Genomic DNA, 22,479 nt, shown 5'->3' on the forward strand with positions numbered 1-22,479 from the left:
CCGGAACAACGCCCATAACTCGTCCGGTACCAGTCGCTCAACCAGATCCGTCATGCACGGCTCAACGAACGATCACACCATAAGAAACGGCGTCTAAGTGAGGGTGGCGAAGGCTCATAGGTACCTGGCGTGGTTGAGCCCGTTGTTCTGCAGGCTGTGGTGGGCTCTTCCGCTCAACTCGGGACGGTAGTGACAGGGCGTACCGACTCGGCCAGTTTGTACGGCACGGGGTCTGTGATGGTCCAGGTGTCGTTGGGGCGCCACCGCGCCCATGCCAGGTCCCACCATGCCTCCCCACGCTCAAGGACGGCCGCCAATTCCCGAGCCTCCTCGCGCACACGGTCGGCCTCGCCCTCGGCGAAGCCGCCGGCCTTCGCCCGCTCCTCGAAGTGGTCGACGTCCTTCCAGCGGTAGGGGCTCCCGTCCCCGGGAACCCAGATGTCGAGTTCGAGGTCCAGGGTGTCGATCCCATGCGTCGTCCTGCGGAACGGCCGCTGGAAGTTGATGTACCAATCGTGGCGGGAACGGTCATCGCTCCAGAAGACCCACCGCATACAGGTCGCCGGGCCTCTGGAGTTGGAGCACCCCGGGCGACTGCCACGTGTCTGCGATGGCTTGCCACGGGTGGGGGCCCCACGAGAACGGCCCAGGGCCGAAGGTCATGGGTGTGCCCTGAGCCATGTACAGCGCCAGCAGATCAGCACTGTCCTCGACCACGCGCACCGGATAGGTCAGCCACGGCTTATCGTCGAGCAGCTCGCGGCGAACGATGATCTGTCCGGGTAAGAAGCGTTCATTCATGCCCCCACGGAACCATGGCGCGTCGAGTGGTCCGTACCTCAGGGACGCCCATGAAGAAAAGTTTGAGTTCACTTGGTATTGCTTTACGTTCACCTCTTGACGGTCGATGCGTGTAGGGGGAATCGTTCGTAGTGGATCTTGAACTGGTGCCTTCGCATGGAATCCCATCCGGGGAGCGCGGATGGCACGAAATGACCCAGATGGCGAACCTCTCGTCATGGGTTGCAACACTCAGGCAAGGCATGTTACGAAAAAGAGCTAAAGAGTATCGGTCAGCTTGGATGGCTGACTTAGTGCCGGAAGAGGGGGGCTGCTCGACGCCTGGCCGTATTGACTCTGGCGCAATCGGCGGGTAGCGGGTTATTTTTGACCTCCAGCGTCATTTTCTTGACCCGGTATGCCGGACTGACTGCCTCCCAAGTGGGTTTCGGTCTTGCAGTGGCAGGTTTCTTCGGATTTCTGGGAACCGTGCCGTTGGGACGTCTCGCTGACCGAACGGGTGCGCGGCCGCTGCTGCTGGTAAGTTACGGCGCACTTGCTGTCCTGTGGGGTGCAGCCGGTCCCACGCCTGAGCGGTCGCCTTGCTGCTGAGGCGGGTGTCCGTGATTGTCACGGCCTGCTCGGTACCCCAGGTGCCCGGATCGCCGAAGACGAACTCTCCACAGTGTTTCGGCGGCCGGCCGCCCTGGGGGTCGTAGACCCGCGGCGGTGTCGGCCGCCGCAACACACGGTCCGAACGCAGGCGGCCGAGGACCTCGACAGGCAGCCCGGCCAGCAGACGAGCGATGCGCGGAGCGTCGTACCCGGCGTCCAGCACGACCAGGACCTCCGGGTCACCCGGCTTCCACTGCTCACCGGCCGCCGCGGTGCGCGTAGACCGTGAGGGACAAAGCCTTCATCGCGGCCTGGGCGCGGTCGGCGTCCAGGCCCTGGTCGACGGCTTCCAGGGCTTCGGCCGCCGAAACCCGTACCGCAAGGGGCAGACCGTCATAAGCGGAGACCCGGTAGGCGACGGTGCGGCGGGCCTGTCGTTCCTCTTCGCTCACCCCGTCCGGGGTGAGCGGGAAGACCGCGGCCTGGTACGTCGCGATACTTACCAGGACCCCGTCGGCGATCCCCTCGGCATAGCCGTCGGCCCGGGCGACATCGCTCTCGGGCCGGAAGAGGGCGACGATCTGGCGGCGGGCGAAGAACGACCCGACCCATGTACCCAGACCGGCTGCACCCGCAACAATCACAGCCGTGATCGGGCCGCCCAGGAGAAGACCGAAGCAGATCCCGCCGAGCGCCGCGCACGTCACCAGCGCGAAAGTGATCACCAGGTGTATGCGGGTGGCGAGCGGAGGCGTCATACCCAGCAATATGCACAACACCCCCGGCACACCCCAGGGACGAACGTAAGGCACACCCCCGGCTAGGGGCCCTGGACAGCTCTGCCGGGCTGCGGGACGGTGGGCCGCGCCGCAGGCTGGTCGTATGGCGCCACGATGCCTACGCCGGTGAGCAGGCGCAGGACCACCAGGAACAGACGGAGCCCGAGCGGCGGCCCCTGGAACGCTTCCTGGCCGTCGGCTACGCCGCGCGCCCCGAACCGGCCGCGCCCCAGCCGGAACCCGTTTCAGAGCCGGTCGAGGACTGGACGGCCCGGCCCTATGGACATCTGGGCACCACCCGGCTCGAAAGCCTCGTGGACGAGGCGGACCAGGCTGCCGCCGACGCCGCCACCAAAACCCGCGAGGCCGAAGCAGCCGCTGCTGCCCTGGCCGCGGTCCTCGGCACCGACCAGGCCCCCGGCTACCAGTGGTGCGTCCGCATCACCGCCCAGCTCAACACCGCCGAAGACCAGCTGCGCCGCGCCAACGCCACCGCGGACAAGGCCGACGGCATCGACACGCGCATCCGTGAGATGTACGAAACCAACCGCCCAGCTGAGCTTTCCGACCGAGTCCACGGCGCTCATTGCGAGAGTAACTCGCTGATGCTTCAACAGGTCCGGAGCTCGTCGGCAGCAGCCCGACCTGCAGGTTCGCCGCCTGCCGGGACGAAGTACTGGGGCAGTACCGATATCCCCTCCCACTATCAGCAGCTATTCACCCTCCCTGGATCAGTCAGCACAAGTCCGATACGCACGTCGCACAGGGCGTCTCGCAAACGCTGCCGCAAACGCCATGCGACCCCCGCCAAGCGGAAGACCGGCTGGGTCAAAATTCGTGTGCGGGAGCCATGACCCCCTATTCCGCCTCCTTGGAGCGCTCGCCCCTGCCACCGGTCTCGGTACGCTTCCCGAGACCGCAGACAGCCCCCAGGGGTAGCTGACGAACCATCAGCAAAGTCAGCATTAGGTCAGCATCAGTACCGCCAGCCCCAGCCATCGACCGCCAGAGACCGCCTAGATCAACTACCTGCCGAACCAGCCCTGACCTGCGAAAACGCAGGTCAGGGGCTCGTCCGCCCAGCACCCCCGGAGCCCCCCATGAAAATGCTCATCAACGTCCCCGAGACCGTGGTCGCCGACGCGTTGCGTGGGATGGCCGCCGCGCATCCTGAGCTGGCGGTCGATGTGGAGCGGCGCGTCGTCGTGCGGCGGGATGCGCCCGTGGCCGGGAAGGTGGGGCTGGTGTCGGGTGGGGGGTCGGGGCATGAGCCGTTGCACGGGGGGTTCGTGGGGGTGGGGATGCTGGATGCGGCATGCCCCGGGGAGGTGTTCACCTCTCCCGTTCCCGATCAGATGGTGCGCGCGGCGGCGGCCGTGGACAGCGGGGCGGGAGTGCTGTTCGTCGTGAAGAACTACACGGGTGACGTGCTCAACTTCAACATGGCCGCCGAGCTCGCCGAGGACGAGGGCATCCAGGTCGCCAGCGTCCTGGTCAACGACGATGTCGCCGTGACCGACAGCCTCTACACCGCCGGGCGGCGCGGAACCGGGGCGACGCTCTTCGTGGAGAAGATCGCGGGTGCGGCCGCCGAGGGGGGTGCGCCGCTGGAGCGGGTGGAGGCGATCGCCCGCCGGGTCAACGAGTCGTCGCGGAGCTTCGGCGTCGCCCTGGCGTCCTGCACCACGCCGGCCAAGGGCGGTCCGACCTTCGACCTTCCCTCCGGTGAGCTGGAGTTGGGGGTGGGCATCCACGGCGAGCCCGGCAGGGAGCGGCGGGCGATGATGACGTCGGGGGAGATCGCGGACTTCGCCGTGCACGCGGTGCTGGAGGACCTCCGCCCGAGCGGGCCGGTGCTGGTGCTGGTCAACGGGGCCGGCGGGACCCCGCTGCTGGAGCTGTACGGCTTCACGGCGGAGGTGCACCGCGTGCTGCGTGAGCGCGGCGTGCCGGTCGCGCGCTCGCTCGTGGGGAACTACGTGACCTCGCTCGACATGGCGGGCGCCTCGGTGACCGTGTGCCAGGTGGACGACGAGCTGCTGCGCCTGTACGACGCGCCCGTGCAGACCCCCGGGCTCCGCTGGGGGCGGTGATCCAAGGCTCGCTTCCCGGCGGCCGTCACCCTGCGCCCGGTTCCTCGCCGTGCCAGACAGTCGTCGCGTTGCAGAACTCGCGGATGCCGTGGCCCGACAGCTCCCGGCCGTAGCCGGACCGCTTGACGCCGCCGAAGGGCAGCGCCGGGTGGGAGGCCGTCATGCCGTTGAAGAAGACGCCGCCGGCCTCCATGTCACGTACGAACCGCCGCTGTTCGCCCTCGTCACGGGTCCATACGTTGGAACTGAGGCCGAAGGGTGAGTCGTTGGCCACCGCGACCGCCTCGTCGAGGTCGCGGACACGGTACAGCGAGGCCACCGGACCGAAGGCCTCCTCGTGGTGGATGCGCATGCCCGGGGCGACCCCGGCGAGGACGGTGGGTTCGTAGTACCAGCCCCGGGCGAGCTCGGCCGGGTCCGTGGGGCGGCGGCCGCCGCACAGGGCGGTCGCGCCGCGGCGTACGGCGTCGTCGACGAGCTCCTCCAGGTCCGCGCGGCCGCGTTCCGTGGCGAGCGGGCCGACGTCGGTGGACTCCGCCATGGGGTCGCCGACGGTCAGCCCCGCCATCAGGGCGGTGAAGCGCTCGGCGAAGGCGTCGTAGATGTCGGTGTGCACGATGAAGCGCTTCGCCGCGATGCAGGACTGGCCGTTGTTCTGGACGCGGGCCGTAACGGCCGTGCGGATCGCGCGGGCGACATCCGCCGACGGCATCACCACGTACGGGTCGCTGCCGCCCAGTTCCAGGACCGTCTTCTTGACCTCGTCGCCGGCGACCGCCGCGACCGAGCGGCCCGCCGGTTCGCTGCCGGTGAGCGTCGCCGCGGCGACGCGGGGGTCGCGCAGGATGGACTCCACGGCACCGGAGCCCACGAGCAGGGTCTGGAAGCAGCCCTCGGCGAAACCGGCCCTGCGGAAGAGGTCCTCCAGATAGAGCGCGGTCTGCGGCACGTTCGAGGCGTGCTTGAGCAGGCCGGTGTTCCCCGCCATGAGGGCGGGCGCCGCGAAGCGGACGACCTGCCACAGGGGGAAGTTCCACGGCATGACGGCGAGGATCACTCCCATCGGGCGGTAGTGGACGCGGGCGTGTGCCGCGCCGGCGTCCTTGACCTCCGCGTCGGAGGGGAGCTCGTCCGCCAGCAGCCGCTCCGCGTTCGCCGCGTACCAGCGCATCGCCTTCACGCACTTCGCCGCCTCCGCGCGGGCCGCGGCCAGCGGCTTGCCCATCTCGGTGGTCATGGTGCGGGCGATGTCGTCGCCGTCGTCGTCCAGGAGGTCCGCGGCGCGGCCGAGCAGCCGCGCCCGTTCGGCGAAGTCCGTGGTGCGGTACTGCCGGAAGGCCGCCGCGGCCGCGGCCAGGCGTCGCTCGATCTCCTCCGGGCCCAGTGCGTCGAAGGTCTTGAGCGTCTCGCCGTTCGCTGGGTTCACCGTTGCGATGGGCATGCCTCGACTCTGCGGCGCCGTGCCCGCCCGCGCAAGACGTGCCGCCCGGGCATCCCGCCGGGGCGTCACCCGGATCGCGTGCGCGGGCGCATCACCGGTGGCGTACCACGCCACCGTCGGTATGCTGGTTTTCGTCTTGGGTGATCCAAGGATCACAGGGTCATCCGCCTTTTTCTCTCACCTGGAGCAGAATGAGGCCGAGGAGTCCCCTGGTCCCGACCATCGCACTGCTCACGCTGGCCTCGCTGGTCTCCTGCGGCCGGGAAGGCGTTCCCCCGGGCAGCGTGGCCGCCCTGATCGGCAACGGGGAGCACCGCATGGCCTACCCGGTCAACCGGAATGTCACCGTCAGCGGTTCGCCCGCCCTGCGGCACGCCAGGGCCGCCCACCGGATCGTGATCGGCGTGAAGTCGGACCACCCGTTCCTGGGCTTCGAGGACCCCGTCACGGGCCGCCGCTTCGGGTTCGACATCGAGATCGCGAGGATGATCGCGGCCGACCTCGGGTTCGGGCCCGGGCAGATCACCTGGAAGACCGTCTCCCCGCAGGGCCGGGAGACGGCCATCTCCCAGGGGGACGTCGACTTCTACGTCGCCGCGTACACCATCAACGACGAGCGCAAGAAGCACGTCTCCTTCGCCGGGCCGTACTACATCGCCGGGCAGGACCTGCTGGTCAAGCGGGACGAGAAGGACATCCGCGGCCCGGACGACCTCAGGGGCCGGCGGGTCTGCTCCGTCACCGGCTCCACCCCCTGGCGGCGCATCGAGAACCCCTCCTACGGCGCCGAGGTCAGCTCCCACGACAGTTACGCGCAGTGCGTCCAGGACCTGATCAGCGGCGAGACGGACGCGGTGACCAGCGACGACACGATACTGAAGGGGTACGCCGCGCAGAACGGCGGCAGGCTGCGGGTCGTCGGCAGGCCCTTCTCCCAGGAGCCCTACGGCGTCGGGCTCACCCGCGGTGACAAGGCCCTGCGCGACGCGGTCAACGACGCGCTGGAGCACCACCGCGGCAACGGCGACTGGCTCAGGGCCTACGCCGCCACCCTCGGCCGTTCCGGCGCCCCCGCCCCCACCCCGCCGGAGGTGATCCGGTACTGACCCGGGGCGGGAGCTGCCGCGCGCGGCAGGTCACGGCCCCGGAGTACCCACCCGCCCGGGCCGGCACGCGGGCCCGCCGAGGTCACGGAGGCGACCGTGCACGTACTGCTGGACAACGTCGGCCTGTTCCGCAGAGGGTTCCTCGGTACCGTGGCACTGACCGGCCTCAGCGCGCTGCTCGCCCTGGGCCTGGGCACCGTTCTGACCCTCTTCCGGGTCTCGCCCGTCCCGCCGCTGCGCGCGTTCGGCACCGCCGGGGTGACCGTGCTGTGCAACACCCCGCTCACCCTGCTGTTCTTCGGCGTGACGCTGGGCCTGCCGATGGTCGGGCTGTCCGGGCTGAGCTACTTCACCCTCGCCGTGCTGACCCTGGGCGTCTACACCTCCGCGTTCGTCTGCGAGGCGCTCCGGTCGGGCGTCAACACCGTCGACGTCGGCCAGGCGGAGGCGGCCCGCAGCCTGGGGATGTCCTTCGCGCAGACGGCCTTTCTGGTCGTGCTGCCGCAGGCCGGCCGGGTCGCTGTCCCGCCCGTCGGCAGCCTGCTGATCACGCTGACGAAGAACTCGGCGCTGGCCGGCGGGTTCAGCGTCTACGAGCTGTTCAGCGTGGAGAAGACCCTCGCCGAGCGCGGTTACGCCATCCTGACCGTCTTCCTGTGGGTCTCCGTCGCCTACCTCCTGCTCATCCTCACCATCAGCGCGCTCTTCCGGCTGCTGGAGCACCGGCTGGCGGTGGCGCGGTGAGCTCCGTCCTCTTCGACACCCCGGGCCCCCGTGCCCGCCGCCGCAATCTCCTGATCGGCGCCCTGGCGGTCCTCGGCATCGCCGCCCTGGCCGTCCATGTGGTGCTCCGGCTGCGTGATGCCGGTCAGTTCACCCCGGCGATGTGGGAGGCCTTCACCTACCGGGGCGTACAACGACGGATCCTGATCGGCGCCCTGGAGACGCTCAAGGCGTTCACCCTGGCCGTGGTGCTGTCACTGCTGCTGGGCCTGCTGCTGGCCGCCGGACGGCTCTCCGACCACCGGTTCCTGCGCTGGCCCGCCACGGCGCTGGTGGAGTTCTTCCGGGCCATGCCGCTGCTCATCATGATCTTCGCGCTGTACAACACGGGCTGGCTGCGGTCCTGCGTGGCCACCGCCGCCCGCTTTCTGCGCACGGAGTTCGGCCGCACCGGCAACTGGCTCGCGGACAACTTCGCCGGCCCCACCCTGTGGGCGCTGGTCATCGGCATCGCGCTGTACAACGGGTCCGTGCAGGCGGAGATCCTGCGGGCCGGGGCCCGGGCCGTGCCCGGGGGCCAGCGCGAGGCGGCGTACGCGCTGGGCATGCGCAAGAGTCAGGTGACCATGACCGTGGTCCTGCCCCAGGCCGTACGGGCCATGCTGCCCGGCATCGTCAGCCAGCTCGTCGTCACGCTCAAGGACACCTCGCTCGGTTTCATCATCACCTACGAGGAACTTCTCTACGCAGGGAAACTCCTGGCCCAGAACACGGCGACACCCTCCGGCTATCCCTACATACCCGTCCTGCTCGTCGTCGGCCCGGTCTATATCGGCATGTGCCTTTGTCTCTCCGCATTCGCCCGGCGGCTGGCCCGGCGCGGCAGGCAGCGCCGTCCGGGGCCCCGTATCCGCTCGGTTCCGCGACCTTGACCGAAATCCCCCCGGGCAGCGGGGAGGGGGCCGGCGGCCAGGTTTTTCCGTCTGCGGCCACGGGAAGCCATGCAGCGGATTTCTCCTTCCGACGGCAGAAACGTCACAGCCGTTCGTCCCGGTATCCCCGATACTTCTGGAGTCGCGGCGATGTCCTCCTCCCCGGTGCCCGGTACCGCGCACGATCCGTACCCCACCCGCCATGTCACCGAGTCGGTCCCCGTGGACCGGAGCCATCCCGTCGTCTGGGGCGGGACCGAAGGCGGTCCGCTGGACGCCGGGCGGCTGGTGGCGTACGAGCGCGACGGCTTCCTCGCCTTCGAGGCGCTGCTGAGTGGTGAACAGGTCGCCGAATGCCGCGCGGAAATCGCGAGAATGTCCGCGGACAGCATGGTGCGCGGCACGGAGCGCATGGTCATGGAGCCCGACTCCGACGGCATCCGTTCGCTCTTCGAAGTGCATGAGCTCTCCGAGGTGTTCGCCGCCGTCATCCGTTCCGAGCCGCTCGCCGGGATGGCGCGGCAGATCCTCGGTTCCGAGGTGTACATCCATCAAAGCAGAGTGAACTACAAGGCCGCTTTCGGCGGTTCACCGTTCGGCTGGCACTCCGACTTCGAGACCTGGCACTCCGAGGACGGGATGCCCGCGCCCCGGGCCCTGAGCCTGTCCATCGCGCTCACCGGCAACATGCCGTACAACGGCCCCCTGATGATCATCCCCGGTTCGCACCGGACGTTCCTCCCGTCGGTCGGCGAGACGCCCTCCGACTACCACAAGCTGTCGCTGCTGGGGAAGAACCTCCCGGCCGGGTCGGCGGACCGGGCCGGTGTGACGGCGCTGGCCGAACGGCACGGCATCCGGCAGTTCACCGGGGCGCCCGGCTCGGCCGTCATGTTCGACTGCAACTGCCTGCACGCCTCGAACGGCAACACCTCGCCCTTCTCGCGGACCAACCTCTTCGTGGTCTACAACAGCGTGCACAACCCGCTCGGGGTTCCCTACGCGGCGCCCAGGCCGCGCCCCCGCTACCTGGCCAGCCGCGAAGTCATCCCGCTCCCCCGGACGGGCCCGGGCCCCGGCGGCCCATGAGGCGGGCCACCTCCCGCGTGGTGTAGCCGCGTTCGAAGTGGCGCGGCTCGGACAGCATGCGGGAGACCAGGCCCAGCAGCATCCGCGCGTACTCCCCCACCGTGCCCTCCCACACCGACGCGTCCAGCATCCAGGGCTCGGTGGCGGCCGGCAGGTCGGCCGCGCCCTGGCGGATGAGCGACTTGGACAGCTTGGCGCCGGAGTCGCAGAGCACCACCGGCGTGAAGAGGCGCGGCGGTGGCAGCGTCCCCGGGTAGCACAGGAACGCCTCGTCCAGCAGGCGGCAACCCGGCGCCCAGTCGGCCCCCTTGACGATGACCGGCAGCGCGTCGTCGCGGGCGGCCACCCGCTCCTTGACGAGGTTGCGGTGCAGGGTCGTCAGCCCGATGAAGGCGTCCGTCGCGGGCGTGACGTCCACCAGGTACTTCCCGTGGTCGAGGCAGAACGCCGCGAACCGGGCCTCCTGGTCCCCGGCCGACAGCAGCTCGGTCCGCTCGCCGAACTTCTGCGACCAGCCGCACTGCGGGCAGGGGAAGTTCACCGGCACGGTGCCGCTGGAGGGCGCCAGCACCCAGCGCAGCGTGTCCATCAGGCCGAGCGAGGCCAGGAACTCCTCCCGGAAGGCGTGCCCCGACTGCTGGCTGGTGTACGTCTCGACCTCGTAGCCGACGCCGGTGGCCGCGGACAGCTCGTCGAAGAGGCCGCCGTAGTGCCGGGCGACCAGCTCCTCGATGCGCCTACCGCCCAGCGCCTGCCGGTAGGAGCGCTCGTACAGGCTGCCGGTCTCCGGGCACGCGCGGGTTTCGTACGGGGCGTTGTCCAGCGCCCCGAACCGTATGCGGGCCGCTACACCGAAACGTTCCCGCGCCGCCTGGGCCAGGAGAAAAGCGGCGCTTTGCATGACGTTGGTCCCCAGGTGGGGGGTGCCGTTGATCTGGACGCCCGCGTACAGCACGATGCTGTCGCGGCCGCCGGCCCGCAGCCGGTGGCGGATGAAGTCGGCGCTGTGCAGCACCGCCCCGGCGGTGACGCTGACGGGCGAGACGAGTACCGGGAGCGGTGGGTTGACTGCGTCCTTCACTGGCTGTTCTCCCTCGGCTCTTGCCTTTGCTCACCAGTGCCGGCGGACCGTGGCCGCCGGCAGGTCCAGAACCCTCAGCGGCCCGCTCCAGCCGTCCGGGCGCGGCCCGTCCAGGGTCTCCAGGCGGGCGGTGCGCGAGCGGGCGGCGACGCGCAGCAGCCCCAGCAGCCCGTCCCCCGAGAGCCGGTCGTGCGTGGCGGCCGTGCCCGGCCCCGTCCACCGGCAGGCGAGGCCGACGATGAAGTAGGCGGGCACGTCGCGCCCGGCCCGCCACAGCACGGCCTCGCCCGCCTCCTCCAGGGCCAGCACCTGCTCCATGTTGGCCAGGGTGAACTCGCCCAGCGGCAGCGGGCACAGCGTGACGGCGTGCACCCGGTAGCCGGCCGCCTCCAGCAGCTGGACGGCCTTGCGGGGCGTCGAGTAGCTGCCGATCGTCAGCCCCAGGTCGCTGCGGAGCGCACGGCCGTGCCCGATGATCGCCGGCGCCCACTTCAGCCCGTCCGTGCCGCCGCTGATGGAGCGGCGCTGCGCGTCGGCCCGCACGGTGAGGGGGACGTAGGGCGGGTTGCTGGTGACCACCAGCGGCCGGGGCAGCGGGGTGGGGGCGGTGGCCAGCAGCTCCCCAGTGGTCATCGCGGAGAAGTCGCCCCGGGCGATGGTGACCCGGCCGTCCCCGTCGCGTGAGGCGTAGTGCTGACCGGCCCAGGCGACCGTCTCCGGACCGGAGTCGACGCCGTGCACCCGGGCGGCGCCGGCGCGGGCCATCGCGGCGGCGGCCGCACCGCTGCCCGAGCCCAGGTCGAGGACGGAGCAGCCGTCGGTGAGCAGGTCGTGGACGACCCAGACCCCGATCTCGGTGTCGGCCGGTTCGAAGAAGACCTGCGGGGAGGCGGGCGGGACGAAGTCGTCCCCGGCGAGGTGCTCGTAGGACAGGACGCGGGAGACGTTCGGCATGAGGACCCCTGTCGGTGAGTGGTACGGGCTCGGGCTGGGGATCAGAGGGGCGTCAGCCGTCCGGGGCGGCCGCCCACTCCAGCACGGCCATCGCGCTGGAGAGCTTCATGGCCGCCTGGGTCCACGCCAGCGACCGGGGGCCGTCCAGGACGCGGCCGGCGACCTCGTCGCCGCGGTGGGCGGGCAGGTCGTGCATGAACGACGCGCGGGGCCAGCGGTCCATCAGCGCCTCGTCGACGTGGAAGGGACGGAACCGCTCCCGCCAGTCGGGGTCGTCCTTGGCCGTGCCCGTGGTCTGCCAGCGGGTGGTGTAGACGACGTCCACGTCCTGGGGGGCGGGGCCGAGGGCGTGGATCTGCTCGACGACCGCGCCGACCGTGCCCGCCCGCCGCTCCGCCGTCCGCAGCTCCTGCGCCGGCAGGCCGTAGCCGGCCGGGGTGGCGAAGGTGACGTGGGCACCGCGGACGGCCGCGAGAGCGTGCGCGAGGGCGACGGCGGTGTTGTTGCCCTCGCCGACGTAGAGCACCCGTATGCCGGTGAGGTCGCCGAAGGTGAGGGCGAGGGTGGCCAGGTCGCACACGCCCTGGCTGGGGTGTTCCTGCGCCGCCATGGCGTTGACGACCGGCAGCCGGCCCTGCCGGGAGAGCCGGCGCAGCTCCTGCAGGGGGCCCGCGGTGCGGGCGACCAGCAGGTCGAGCATCGGGCCGAGGACCCGTGCGGTGTCGGCCACCGACTCTCCCGTGTTCAGCTGGAGGTCGCCGGGGCCGAAGGTGACCGGTGCGGCGCCCAGCCGGATGGCGCCGACGGTGAAGGCGGTACGGGTCCTGGTCGACGTTCTGGTGAACAGCACGCCCGCCACCCGGCCGTCCAGCGGCCGGTCGTGGGCCGCGGCGTCGTGGAACAGCTCGACCGACCGTGCGGTGAGGCCGGCGATCAGCGGAGGTGGCAGCTCGGCCAGCGAGAACAGGCCGCGCTCCTGTCCGGGGCCCGGCGGGAGGGGGGTATCGCCCATGAATCCTCACTCCTCGGTTCGGTGGAGGGCCGGCGGGCGGCCGTGCCCGGTGGCGCGCCGGCCCGGGCCGGCTTCGGTTCAGCGGAGCAGTCCGGCGCTCTCGAAGGCCTCCCGGCCGCCGGGCACATCCAGGACACCGGTTTCCTCGAAGAGCCGTACTGCGTGGCGCGATGCCCTCCTGATGTCCTCGTCGACACGGCCGGCCGGGTAGGAGTCCCGTACGACGTCCTCCACCGCGGCGGGCCGGAGCCCGGCGGCGGCCAGCGAGGCCCGTACGGGGCGCAGGTCGGGCAGCAGGCTGGAGCGGATCAGCCCCGGCAGGCAGCGCGCGACCCGGCCGCGCAGGGCGGCGGGCTGCCGGGCCCACAGTTCACGGAAGAACCCGGAGAAGAAGGCGTGGTGCCAGCCTTCGTCCCGCGCGTGGTCGCGGACGATGTCACGGACGACCGTCAGCACGCGAAGATCCTTGGGGACGTCGTTGAGGATCGCCGTGATCAGCGTTTCGAAGACCACGACCTGCAGCAGCTGGGCCAGCGGGGTCTCGTCCGGCAGGGCCCGCTCCCCCACCTCGTCCAGGCGGGCCAGAAAGGGGCCGAAGTCGTACGGCGCGGGGGTGATCCGGCTCGCCCGGGAGATCTGGTCGATGACGTCGAGGCTGTAGAGGGAGTGGTATCCCTCGTCGACGTAGATGCGGTAGGCGTCGAGCCGGGTCGCGGTGGGGACGTCCGTCCCGCCGCGGCCGCCCGCGATGCGTTCGGTGGCCCGGTTGACCACGCGCGTCTCGAACTGGGCGGTGAATCCGAGGTATTGGTAGAGGTGCCGGGCGAGCAGGGCGGTGCGCTGGTGCCCGGGCAACGCGCCGGTCAGTGGGTGATCGAAATAGGGGACGAGCGCGGGCGGGAAGAACAGCTGCCCGCGTCGGAGTTCGTCGCCGAGCCGGCGGCGCGGTGAGGTGCGCACGCCGGCTCGTTCGTCCCACTCTCGACGGGGCTCGGCCGCGGTCATCGGGACCGTCCCTTCGGGGAATCGTCCGGGGCGGGTGCTCCGCGGGCCGCGGACCAGGCGGCGCCGCCCGCCGCCGGGTCGCGGGGCGGGTGGTGCACCGCGAGGATCTCGACCCCCCGGCCGATGTCAACGCTCACCAGGCCCTGGCGATCCCGCCAGGACGTCGAGTACACGCTGTCGAGGTAGCGGTCGGCCCCGTCCGGGCACAGACAGGCGACGCTGGTGCGCCGGGGGGTGGCGCGGAAGAGGCGCAGGGCGCTCGCGATCAGGGCGCCCGAACTGCCGCCGATTCCCAAGCCGGTGGTCTCCGCGAGCCACAGGCAGGCGCTGACGGCCTCCTGAGGAGTGATCCAGACGGTGGGGCGGTAGCCGTCGGGCAGGAACGCCGAGGGGCGGCTCGCGCCGATGCCGGACAGCACGCGCCGGCCGGAGGTGCCGCCGAGGGCCGCCGAGCCGACGACGTCCACGCCGACCAGTTCCCACTCGGGCCGGGCCGTCAGGACGTAGCGGCGGAAGCCGGCCAGGGTGCCGCCGGTGGAGACGGCGACCAGGACGCTGGTCGGCCGCTCCCGTATCTGCGCGCGTAGCTCTGGCGCGGTCTCCCGGGCGTGCACCGCGGGGTTGGCCGGGTTGGCGTACTGATTGGGCCAGACCAGCCGGGGCTGGGCGGCCAGCCGTTCCTCGATGTAGGCGAGTCTGCTGAGCAGGTATCCGCCCGCGCCGTCCGGCTCGTCGACGGTGACCACGCGTCCGTCGAGCGCGCGTACGGCGTCCACGAGGGACGCGCTGCTCCTGGGGTCCACGACGGCGGTGAACGGTACCTGGTTGCCCGCCGCGACGGCTGCGAGGGCAAGGCCCAGATTGCCCGAGGTGGACTCGATGATGCCGAATTCCGGGTCAACGCGGGGCACCACGTCCCGCCATAGTGCGAGCGCGGTGCGGCCTTTTACGGAACCGTGCGGATTGTGTGACTCCAATTTGAGCCACAGGGTTGCCGGATAACCGTCGACGGAAAGCTGTAGAGCGACAACGGGCGTGAGCGGCACGAAAGATCCGCCTTCCCTTGGCGGATTCGCGTGTCCGTCCGCAAGGCCCACCAAGACGCCTCCCCGAGACTGCCCGGCACCGGCCCCTTCGCCGACCGGGAAACCATGGCCCCGGATCTTCGAATTTATGGGCGCGACCAGTCCTACTGCAAGGTAGCGAACGCGCCACCTTCCCCGGGGAGGAGTCCATGACAGCCGCATAATTGCCTGCCCTGGAAGGGAAGTCAGAGCCTTCGCGCGCCCTCCCGGGGAGCCGGGCAACCGCGCAATTCGCGATTTTTCTGATGGCCGGATCTCCCGGGAGGGCGCCATCGCCCTTCCACCGGACCCCGGTTCGCACCGGTGGCGGCCGCCGGGGTCAGCGGGGCGGCTGGTCCGAGGCCTCGTCGGCGGCCCGGGCCGGGCCGGGCAGCCGGGCCGTGTCCTGCTGTCTGATGCCTTCGCTCGCCGAGGCGGCGGACTCCAGGGCGGGCGTGGGGCGCTGCGGGCCCTGCGCCACCGGGGAGGGGCCCGCCGGTGTCGTGGGGACCACCGGGACGACGGGGGCCGCCGCCCGCTTGACGACCGCCGAGCCCATCCCCGCGCTGCCCATCCTCGCCGTGCCCACCACGGTGCCCTCGGCCACGGGCGCCCCGGACGGCATCGGCACGCCGGGCAGCATCCGTGTGCGGTAGAGCAGGGCCACCGAGCCCGCGGAGGCCAGCCCGAAGGACAGGCAGCACACCCAGGGCAGCCAGAAGAGGCCGGCCTGCTTGCCGATGTCCATGGCCCGGCCGACCACGGCGTTGCCACCGGTGGCCGCGATGCCGGAGAAGACGTAGAACAGCCCGAAGTAGGTGCCCGTCAGGCTCTCGCGTCCGAACTGCGGGATCATCTCCATCACTGTCGGGTGGGCGACCATGATGCCGAAGAAGAGCATGACCGAGCCCATCACCATGACGAGTGTGCGCGCCGTCGCCTCGCTCGTGCTCCCCGGCGGTTCCCCGCCGCAGACGAACAGCGGGGGCAGGAAGCTGAGCCCCATCACCACGAGCCCCGAGCTCACCCAGCGGGTGCCGCCGCCGTTGCGTTCCAGGGCTCTGGTGATGCGCAGCTGGAACATCATGTTGGCGAGCGCGCCCGCGGCCAGCAGGACGCCGGCCGCGCCCTTCCAGCCCGAGGCGTCCAGCGCCCCTTCGGGCAGCAGGAGGTAGAGCTGGTTCTCCATGGTGAACATGCCGGTGGTGGCGAGGGAGAACAGCAGGAACCGGCGGTTGCAGCACGCCTCGCGCCAGTCCCCCAGCACCGTGGCGGAGGGGCCGTGGGGCACGGCCCCGCGGGTCGGCAGGACCATCGCCTGGGCGACCGTCAGCATGCCGAACACCGCGGCCGCCACCACGGCGCACAGCCGGAAGTCGGCGAGGAACAGCACGCTGCCCAGGAGGAGTCCGATGAGTGATCCGCTGGTGGCGTAGACGTTGAGCAGCGCGAAGGCCTCGGCCTTGCGTTCGCCCGACTCCAGCGCGACGTAGGTGCGTACGGCGGGGTAGAAGAGCGCCGCCGCCAGCCCGGTGAGCACGGAGGCGCACAGCAGCAGCCACAGCGAGCTCCCGAAGGCGAAGAGGGCGAAGCCCACGGTCCGCAGCGCGCACCCGGTGATGATCACCACGCGCGGGCCCAGCCGGTCGGCCGCCGATCCGCCGAGGATGAACAGGCCCTGCTGGCTGAGATTCCGCGCCCCGAGCACCAGACCGACGAGCGCGGCCGACATTCCGAGCCCCTGCTCCAGATATGCCGCGAGAAACGGCATCAGGAGGTAGAAGCCAATGTCGATCCCAAACTGGTTGAGCAATAGCAATCGCAATGCGAGCGGGAACTCGCGGGTCGCCCGAATGTTTCTCATGCGCGTTCCTGAATCCAGCCCGGGCAGGCGAGAACACCCTGAACCAAGGGCGCACCATACGACCGGGGGGTTTGACGGTGCGCCAAGCGGCAGGGACGGCGACTGGGGCGACCTCAGGCTTCTTCCTGATCAGAGGCCTGATCAAGGGTCAGAGCGCCCCGGCATCCAGCTCGTCGGCTCGCTTTTCCGTTCGCAGGAACGGCCGCACACGCTGACTTTTGAGTGGGCGGTCGATCATATGCTTTTGCGGTGCATCCTCACTGACCCCCGACTGCTCTCGGAAGATGAGCAGAGGACACTTTAGCAAAGCAACCTCTTTCCCAACAGTGGCGGGAACGCGCGCGGTATCACCACTGGGGTCGAAGCGGCGGCACCTGAATTGCTTCCGGTTGTTTCTTCGAGCGCTGGAACGGCCGTGCTTACGAACTGGCCTCCGAGCTCTCTTTCGCATACCGGGCGACTTCCGCGTGCGTGGCGTACCAGATGCCCTCGTACCCCGCGATGTGCTCCAGCAGTTCCTCAAGAACCACGATGCGTGAACGGTGCCCGATCACATGCGGATGCATCGTCAACTGGAAGAGGCCGCCCTCCTCATAGGCGACGTCGAACTCGTCCCGCCAGATACCGCCGACGACTTGGCGCGGCATGCCGTGCGGACGCAGCGGGGAATACCGGTCCATCTCGAAGTAGATGTCGTCATCTCGGATCCACTCCGGCGGGATCTCCACGATGCCGGTGGGCTCCCCGTCGGCGACGATCTCGTACGGATCGTCGTCGGCCATCAGCGAGGAGTCGTAGAGCAGGCCGAGTTCACGGCTGATCTCCAGGGTGTGGTCGCTGAAGTCCCAGGAGGGCGTGCGGATACCGACCGGCCGCTGTCCGCTGAGCCTTTCCAGGGTGTCCGCGCACCGGAAGGCGAGGTCGCGCTCGTCCTTGGGATCGAGCTCCATATTGCGCTCGTGGATCCAGCCGTGGATGCCGACCTCGTGCCCGCGACCGGTGTACCCACGGGCTTCCTGAGGGCGCATCAGGGCCGAGACGGCCGGCATGAAGAACGTGGCGGGGACGGAGCACCGCTCCAGCAGCGCCAGCACCCGCGGGACACCCACCCGGGCACCGTACTCGCCCTGTGAGAGCTTGCCGGGCCCGGTTTGGCCGTCGCGCAGCGGGATCGTCTCGTGGTCGGTGTCGAAGGACAGCGCCACGGCGGCCCTGGCGCCCTGCGGCCACGCGGCCGGCTTCAGGCTGCGGCCCGCGCGGACGCGCTCGACGTGCCCGCGCCACTCGTGCTCCTCCCACTGCCAGGGCCGCCGCCGCGGCGCGGGGTCACGGTGGTCGGATGCGGCCATGGCCGGCTCCTCGCTCTCGGACTCGCTCTCGACTCGCTCGCGCTCGGTCCGGCGGGCGCCGGCCCGTGCCATCCTGACAGTGCGTCAGCTATGGGTCAGGAGCGCGAACACGCCACCGGCGGGGGATGGCCGGAAGTCTCGGCAGCCGGACCTGACGGTCTGTCGGCTCGTCGGCCATGTCCCTAACGTGGGTCGGCGCGGCCGGAATCCGACGCGCGCCGGGACTCCCGCGGCAGCCGGGACCGCCCAGTCGTGCGCGCCCCTGCAGCTGCCGCCCCAGGAGGAGGCTCGACCATGACGGCCAACGACGGTCAGAGTGCGGGCGCCGCGTCCGGCGCGGTACGCGTCATCACCACGCTCGCGGGCACGGGCGAGGCCCGCTCGGGCGGTGACGGCGGCCCCGCGTCCCGTGCCGGTCTCGACCAGCCGCGCGCCCTGGCCCTCGACGGCGCCGGCACCGTGTACGTGGCGGAGTGGAAGGGCCACCGCGTACGGCGCATCACCACCGACGGCACCATCACCACCGTCGCCGGCACCGGAAAGCCCGGCTTCAGCGGCGACGGCGGGCCGGCCGGCGAGGCCCTGCTCCACGAGCCCGGCGGCCTGGTCACCGACGGCGCGGGCGGCCTGTACGTCGCCGACTACTGGAACCACCGCATCCGAAGGATCTCCGCCGACGGCGTCATCACGACCGTCGCCGGTACCGGCGCCCCCGGGCACGGCGGCGACGGCGGCCCCGCCCTGGCGGCCCGCTTCAACGAGCCCCGCGGCCTGGCCCTCGACGGCCGGGGCAATCTGTACGTGGCGGAGTGGAAGGGCCACCGCGTACGGCGCATCACCACCGACGGCACCATCACCACCGTCGCCGGCACCGGAGAGCCCGGCTTCGGCGCCGACGGCGTCAGCGCGACGGCCTCCGCACTGCGCAACCCCATCGACGTGGCCCTCGACGACCGGGGCAACCTCTACATCGCCGACTGCTGGACCCACCGGGTCCGCAAGGTGTCCCCCGACGGCATGATCACCACAGTCGCCGGTACCGGCCTCCCCGGCTACGACGGCGACGGCGGGCCCGCCGCCCGGGCCCGGCTCGACCAGCCGCGCGGCGTCGATCTCGACGCCGCCGGGAACCTGTACCTCGCCGACTCCCTCAACCAGCGGATACGCGTGGTCATGCCGGACGGCGTGATCGCCACGGTGGCGGGCGGCAGTGCGCCGGACCACGACGAGGACGGCGGGGGCGCCCTGGGCGCGGAGCTGTACTTCCCGCGCGCGGTGGCGGTGGCCGGCCGCGGTGATCTGCTCGTGGCCGAGTGCGACAGCCACCGGGTGCGCCGGATCACCACGGTCGCGGGGCTGCCGGGGGCGGCCGCGCCGGGCGCCGGCGGCGAGGAGGTGTCCGTGGAACTCGTCGTCCCGGCCACCGTGCAGCGCCCGCACGAGTTCGCTCTGGGCGCCAGGGCCCGGGACGTCGCCGGCGGCGCCGAGCTTGCCTTCGAACTCGCCCTGCCCGAGGGCCTGGTCGGTGCGGCGGACGGCACGCGAGGGCCCCTGCGGCGTAGGTATCCGGGCGGGGAGCGGTACCTGGCCGGCGGTGCGGCCGACGGGGTCTTCCGGGTGCGGGCGCCCGAGACCACGCCGCCCGGGCGTTACGAGGCCACGCTCACGGTGGTGCGGGGCGCCGGGCCGGCGGCGCGCCGGACGGCCCACGCCCTGGCGGTGGTGGTGGCCGCGCCGCTGCCGGTCGCCGACGAGCAGGCGCTCACCGTCCTGCAGGAGAACGTGCCGCAGGCCGTGCCCGGCGCCGCGGCGGTCCTCGCTCTCGCCTATCTCGCCCCCGTCGGCCGGCCGGTGAACCCGGGGCGGATCGTGCAGCGCTTCACCGCACCGACCGGCTTCGTCTTCGAGGGCCGGCCGTTGTTCCGCTACCCGCACGCCCTCGGGGGTGCGGTGAGCAAGCGGGTGGGGTACCGGACGGAGGACAGCGGCAGGACGCTCGTCGTCCTGGCGAATCCGCATGTCAACACGGTCGCCGCCGACAGCGGCCGACTGGTGTGCACCCTGCCGCTGCGGGCTCTGCCGCACACGGCGCCGGGCCGGTACGACGACGGCTCGGCCGAGGTGGGCGGCCTGCCACCGGTGCCGCTGGTGGCGACGGTCGTGGCGGCCGGGGCGTGCTGACCGCGCGGCTCCCGGCCGGCCCACCGGTCACACTTCCGCGTCGCGATCCGTCAGTGCGGTGAAGACGAAGAACCGCGCCGGTGCGAGGGCACCGGCGCTTCGAGGAAGCGTGAGGGGAACAGCCGTGAAGGCACGTATGGAGAACCCGGCCGTGATCATTCCCGAGGCCATGACGGCCGCCCTGGCTCTGGTCAAGGCCGTCAGGAAGGGCGGCGTCGCGGAGACGACGCTCGAGCTCGTCCACCTGCGCACCAGCCAGATCAACGGCTGCAGCGTCTGCGTGGACGGCGGTGTGCGCAGCGCCCGCAAGGCGGGCGTGAGCGACGAGCAACTCGCCACGGTGGCGGCCTGGCGGGACGCGCCCTTCTTCACCGACGCCGAGCGCTCCGCGCTGGCGCTCGCCGAGGCCGCCACCCGCCTCAGCGACAGGACGGACCCGGTGCCGGACGCCGTCTGGGACGAGGCCGCCAGGCACTACGACGAGCGGGAACTGTCGGCCATCACCTTGATGATCGGCTTGAGCAACCTCTTCAACCGCCTCAACGCCACCACCAGGCAGGTGGCGGGCCGGCAGCCCTGGGAGCAGGCCGGCCAGGCCTGACCCGGCGGTGGTGGCGGCCCCTGGGCCGCCACCACCGCCGCCGCGCCGTTAGGGAGCCATCTCGTACGCTCCGGACAGGGCCTCGACACGTTCCCAGACACGCGCCGAGCGGGCGTCGTCGACGACCGGGCGCCGGACCGCGCCCAGCGCCCAGCTCTGCTGTTCCGCGGTGGCCGAGTCCTTGCCGTGCAGCTCGACGGCGTGTGCGGAGAAGTCGCGGACGAGGACGGCGAACAGTTCGTCGAGCACGTCCTCGTCGAGCCCGGTCGGGCGCGCCTGCTCCAGGATCAGCTGGCCGTGCACGACCAGCGCGAACAGCTGGCCGACGGCGAGAAGGAGGTCGAGGTCACGGCTCTGCTCCTCGCCCGGCGCCGCAGTGGTGACGAACTCGCACAGGGCGTCCGCCTGCTCCCGGAAGCGGCCGACGTTGGGCACGCCGGCATACGCCTCGTAGGCGGTGCGCCAGTCGTGGAAGCGTACCGAGCCGAGGCCGCGGGCCGGTCCCTGCTGGAAGAGGAAGGCGTCGTCGGCCGCGTCGAGGCGGGTCGGCACGGGCGCGTACTCGGCGGGCTGCAGCAGGTGGTTGCGCATGAACTTGAGGATGAGCGCGAGGTTGACGTGGACCGTGCCCTCCAGCTTCGGCAGGCCGCGGATCTCGGTGGCGGCCTGGGCGAAGTAGGTGTCCTTCTCGAAGCCCTTGGCGGCGATGACGTCCCACATCAGGTCGATGACCTTCTCGCCCTCCGTGGTCACCTTCATCTTCGTCATGGGGTTGAAGAGGAGGTAGCGGCGGTCGTCGGGGCCGGCGGAGCGGAAGTAGTCGACGGCGCGGTCGCTGAACAGCTTCATCCCGACGAGGCGGACGTAGGCGTCGGTCAGTTCGCGGCGCACGTGCGGGAAGGCCGTGACGGGGCGGCCGTAGAGGATGCGGTTGTGCGCGTGGGTGACGGCCTCGTACATCGCGTGTTCGCAGATGCCGATGGAGGCGGTGCAGAGGTTGAACTTGCCGACGTTGACGGTGTTGAGGGCGGCGTCGAAGGCGGCGCGGCCGGTGTGCAGCACGTCGTCGGGACCGACCGGGTAGTCCTCCAGACGGAACTCGCTGACGTACTTCGAGGAGTCGACGACGTTCTTCACGAGGTGGTACGCCGGGTGGCGGCTGTCGGCGGCGAAGAAGACGTAGCCGTCGGGGCCCTCGACGTCGGTGCGGCGGCCGAAGACGGAGACGAGCCCGGCGGCGTTGCCGTTGCCGATGTAGTACTTGGAGCCGCTGGCCCGGAAGCCACCGTCACCGTCGGGTTCCAGCAGCATGTCGGTGGAGTAGATGTCGGCGCCGTGGGTCTTCTCGGACAGGCCGAAGGCGAAGACCTCGCCCTGGGAGAGGAGCTCCGCCGCGCGGGTGCGGGCAGCGGCGTTGTCGCTCTGCCAGACCGGGCCGAGCCCGAGGATGGTGACCTGCCACGCGTACCAGTAGTCGAGCCCGTAGAAGCCGAATATCTCGTTGAGGGCGGCGATCCGGGCGGTGTCCCAGCGCTTGTCGTCCTGCCCGTCGGCGGCGGAGGCCGGGGTGAGGAAGGTGGCGAACAGTCCTTCCTCGGCGGAGAACGCGAGGAAGTCCGCCAGCCAGGCACGGGAGCGGTAGTCCTCGATCAGCCTGCGCTTGCCGCGGGCCTCGAACCAGTCGACGGTGGCGCGCAGCAGCCTGCGGGTCTCGGGGTCGAAGTGCGCCGGGTCGTAGGTGCGCGGGTTGAACAGCAGCGGGTCGGCCATGGGTGTTCGCCTTTCCGGCTAGGGCTTGGGGATCGGGGTG

At 71.1% G+C, this 22,479-nt stretch carries 20 protein-coding genes and 1 pseudogene; 8 read left to right on the plus strand and 13 right to left on the minus strand.

Annotated features, from left to right (window positions below; translation table 11 throughout):
- Positions 1-173: 173 nt before the first annotated feature.
- The 4 genes and pseudogenes from AB0F13_RS24630 to AB0F13_RS24645 form a co-directional block, all read right to left on the minus strand.
- Entirely contained in the window at positions 174-554 is a 381-nt protein-coding gene (locus AB0F13_RS24630; protein ID WP_362086259.1) for a DUF402 domain-containing protein, read from the minus strand.
- Entirely contained in the window at positions 529-801 is a 273-nt protein-coding gene (locus tag AB0F13_RS24635; protein WP_362086262.1) for a hypothetical protein, read from the minus strand. Before AB0F13_RS24635 ends, AB0F13_RS24630 begins: the two co-directional genes overlap by 26 nt.
- Positions 802-1,348: 547 nt before the next feature.
- A pseudogene (locus AB0F13_RS24640) lies at positions 1,349-1,651 on the minus strand (transposase); the annotation flags it as partial.
- Position 1,652: 1 nt separating this feature from the next.
- On the minus strand, positions 1,653-2,153 hold the full coding sequence (locus tag AB0F13_RS24645; protein WP_362086265.1) for a hypothetical protein: 501 nt from the start codon (positions 2,151-2,153) through the stop codon (positions 1,653-1,655).
- A gap of 335 nt (positions 2,154-2,488) precedes the next feature.
- Here AB0F13_RS24645 and AB0F13_RS24650 point away from each other — a divergent pair, with 335 nt between their 5' ends.
- Together AB0F13_RS24650 and dhaK are read left to right on the plus strand one after the other, a co-directional pair.
- The gene (locus tag AB0F13_RS24650; RefSeq protein ID WP_362086268.1) at positions 2,489-3,028 is read left to right on the plus strand and encodes a hypothetical protein; all 540 of its coding nucleotides are present in this window, start codon (positions 2,489-2,491) and stop codon (positions 3,026-3,028) included.
- 246 nt (positions 3,029-3,274) lie between these two features.
- Positions 3,275-4,267, plus strand: a complete 993-nt coding sequence (gene dhaK / locus AB0F13_RS24655) for a dihydroxyacetone kinase subunit DhaK (RefSeq protein ID WP_362086271.1) — start codon at positions 3,275-3,277, stop codon at positions 4,265-4,267.
- A 25-nt stretch (positions 4,268-4,292) separates the two neighbouring features.
- Here dhaK and AB0F13_RS24660 read toward each other — a convergent pair whose 3' ends face one another.
- Positions 4,293-5,708 (minus strand): NADP-dependent succinic semialdehyde dehydrogenase, encoded by a 1,416-nt coding sequence (locus AB0F13_RS24660; RefSeq protein WP_362086274.1) that lies wholly within the window; start codon positions 5,706-5,708, stop codon positions 4,293-4,295.
- Between the two features lie 191 nt (positions 5,709-5,899).
- Between AB0F13_RS24660 and AB0F13_RS24665 the strand changes: the two genes are divergently transcribed.
- The 4 genes from AB0F13_RS24665 to thpD all read left to right on the plus strand — a co-directional run bounded on the left by AB0F13_RS24665 (position 5,900) and on the right by thpD (position 9,558).
- Positions 5,900-6,814 (plus strand): glutamate ABC transporter substrate-binding protein, encoded by a 915-nt coding sequence (locus tag AB0F13_RS24665; RefSeq protein WP_362086277.1) that lies wholly within the window; start codon positions 5,900-5,902, stop codon positions 6,812-6,814.
- Positions 6,815-6,910: 96 nt separating this feature from the next.
- Positions 6,911-7,558 (plus strand): amino acid ABC transporter permease, encoded by a 648-nt coding sequence (locus tag AB0F13_RS24670; protein ID WP_362086280.1) that lies wholly within the window; start codon positions 6,911-6,913, stop codon positions 7,556-7,558.
- A complete protein-coding gene (locus AB0F13_RS24675) occupies positions 7,555-8,469 on the plus strand; it encodes an ABC transporter permease subunit (RefSeq protein WP_362086283.1) in 915 nt (304 codons plus the stop codon). The genes AB0F13_RS24670 and AB0F13_RS24675 overlap by 4 nt, the downstream gene beginning before the upstream one ends.
- 150 nt (positions 8,470-8,619) lie before the next feature.
- Positions 8,620-9,558 carry an ectoine hydroxylase gene (gene thpD, locus AB0F13_RS24680; protein ID WP_362086286.1) on the plus strand — a complete coding sequence of 313 codons (939 nt, stop codon included), beginning with the start codon at positions 8,620-8,622 and terminating at the stop codon, positions 9,556-9,558.
- Here the strand turns inward: thpD and AB0F13_RS24685 are convergent.
- From AB0F13_RS24685 to AB0F13_RS24715, 7 genes are all read right to left on the minus strand, one after another.
- Entirely contained in the window at positions 9,515-10,639 is a 1,125-nt protein-coding gene (locus AB0F13_RS24685; protein WP_362086289.1) for a hypothetical protein, read from the minus strand. The genes thpD and AB0F13_RS24685 overlap by 44 nt on opposite strands.
- 30 nt (positions 10,640-10,669) lie before the next feature.
- A complete protein-coding gene (locus AB0F13_RS24690) occupies positions 10,670-11,593 on the minus strand; it encodes a methyltransferase domain-containing protein (RefSeq protein ID WP_362086292.1) in 924 nt (307 codons plus the stop codon).
- A 52-nt stretch (positions 11,594-11,645) separates the two neighbouring features.
- Complete coding sequence (locus AB0F13_RS24695; protein ID WP_362086295.1) at positions 11,646-12,605, minus strand: ornithine carbamoyltransferase; 960 nt, start codon at positions 12,603-12,605, stop codon at positions 11,646-11,648.
- 78 nt (positions 12,606-12,683) lie between these two features.
- Complete coding sequence (locus tag AB0F13_RS24700; RefSeq protein ID WP_362086298.1) at positions 12,684-13,610, minus strand: diiron oxygenase; 927 nt, start codon at positions 13,608-13,610, stop codon at positions 12,684-12,686.
- Complete coding sequence (locus tag AB0F13_RS24705; RefSeq protein WP_362086301.1) at positions 13,607-14,968, minus strand: pyridoxal-phosphate dependent enzyme; 1,362 nt, start codon at positions 14,966-14,968, stop codon at positions 13,607-13,609. Before AB0F13_RS24705 ends, AB0F13_RS24700 begins: the two co-directional genes overlap by 4 nt.
- 46 nt (positions 14,969-15,014) lie before the next feature.
- Positions 15,015-16,538 carry an MFS transporter gene (locus AB0F13_RS24710; protein ID WP_362086304.1) on the minus strand — a complete coding sequence of 508 codons (1,524 nt, stop codon included), beginning with the start codon at positions 16,536-16,538 and terminating at the stop codon, positions 15,015-15,017.
- Between the two features lie 419 nt (positions 16,539-16,957).
- The gene (locus AB0F13_RS24715; RefSeq protein WP_362086459.1) at positions 16,958-17,887 is read right to left on the minus strand and encodes a polysaccharide deacetylase; all 930 of its coding nucleotides are present in this window, start codon (positions 17,885-17,887) and stop codon (positions 16,958-16,960) included.
- Between the two features lie 294 nt (positions 17,888-18,181).
- On the opposite strand from AB0F13_RS24715, the gene AB0F13_RS24720 reads away from it, so the two are divergent.
- Entirely contained in the window at positions 18,182-20,068 is a 1,887-nt protein-coding gene (locus tag AB0F13_RS24720; protein ID WP_362086307.1) for an NHL repeat-containing protein, read from the plus strand.
- 124 nt (positions 20,069-20,192) lie between these two features.
- Entirely contained in the window at positions 20,193-20,669 is a 477-nt protein-coding gene (locus AB0F13_RS24725) for a carboxymuconolactone decarboxylase family protein (protein WP_362086310.1), read from the plus strand.
- A 48-nt stretch (positions 20,670-20,717) separates the two neighbouring features.
- On the opposite strand, the gene AB0F13_RS24730 is transcribed toward AB0F13_RS24725, so the two are convergent.
- Complete coding sequence (locus AB0F13_RS24730) at positions 20,718-22,439, minus strand: acyl-CoA dehydrogenase family protein (RefSeq protein ID WP_362086313.1); 1,722 nt, start codon at positions 22,437-22,439, stop codon at positions 20,718-20,720.
- Positions 22,440-22,479: the final 40 nt, after the last annotated feature.

The organism is Streptomyces sp. NPDC026206, from assembly GCF_040638465.1.
Taxonomy (GTDB): domain Bacteria; phylum Actinomycetota; class Actinomycetes; order Streptomycetales; family Streptomycetaceae; genus Streptomyces.

Bases quoted from the DNA above. Each gene is read 5' to 3' on its own strand.
- AB0F13_RS24630 (WP_362086259.1), bottom strand. From the start codon at position 554: ATGCGGTGGGTCTTCTGGAGCGATGACCGTTCCCGCCACGATTGGTAC.
- AB0F13_RS24635 (WP_362086262.1), bottom strand. From the start codon at position 801: ATGAATGAACGCTTCTTACCCGGACAGATCATCGTTCGCCGCGAGCTG.
- AB0F13_RS24645 (WP_362086265.1), bottom strand. From the start codon at position 2,153: ATGACGCCTCCGCTCGCCACCCGCATACACCTGGTGATCACTTTCGCG.
- dhaK (WP_362086271.1), top strand. From the start codon at position 3,275: ATGAAAATGCTCATCAACGTCCCCGAGACCGTGGTCGCCGACGCGTTG.
- AB0F13_RS24660 (WP_362086274.1), bottom strand. From the start codon at position 5,708: ATGCCCATCGCAACGGTGAACCCAGCGAACGGCGAGACGCTCAAGACC.
- AB0F13_RS24665 (WP_362086277.1), top strand. From the start codon at position 5,900: ATGAGGCCGAGGAGTCCCCTGGTCCCGACCATCGCACTGCTCACGCTG.
- thpD (WP_362086286.1), top strand. From the start codon at position 8,620: ATGTCCTCCTCCCCGGTGCCCGGTACCGCGCACGATCCGTACCCCACC.
- AB0F13_RS24690 (WP_362086292.1), bottom strand. From the start codon at position 11,593: ATGCCGAACGTCTCCCGCGTCCTGTCCTACGAGCACCTCGCCGGGGAC.
- AB0F13_RS24695 (WP_362086295.1), bottom strand. From the start codon at position 12,605: ATGGGCGATACCCCCCTCCCGCCGGGCCCCGGACAGGAGCGCGGCCTG.
- AB0F13_RS24700 (WP_362086298.1), bottom strand. From the start codon at position 13,610: ATGACCGCGGCCGAGCCCCGTCGAGAGTGGGACGAACGAGCCGGCGTG.
- AB0F13_RS24705 (WP_362086301.1), bottom strand. From the start codon at position 14,968: ATGGCGCCCTCCCGGGAGATCCGGCCATCAGAAAAATCGCGAATTGCG.
- AB0F13_RS24710 (WP_362086304.1), bottom strand. From the start codon at position 16,538: ATGAGAAACATTCGGGCGACCCGCGAGTTCCCGCTCGCATTGCGATTG.
- AB0F13_RS24715 (WP_362086459.1), bottom strand. From the start codon at position 17,887: ATGGCCGCATCCGACCACCGTGACCCCGCGCCGCGGCGGCGGCCCTGG.
- AB0F13_RS24720 (WP_362086307.1), top strand. From the start codon at position 18,182: ATGACGGCCAACGACGGTCAGAGTGCGGGCGCCGCGTCCGGCGCGGTA.
- AB0F13_RS24730 (WP_362086313.1), bottom strand. From the start codon at position 22,439: ATGGCCGACCCGCTGCTGTTCAACCCGCGCACCTACGACCCGGCGCAC.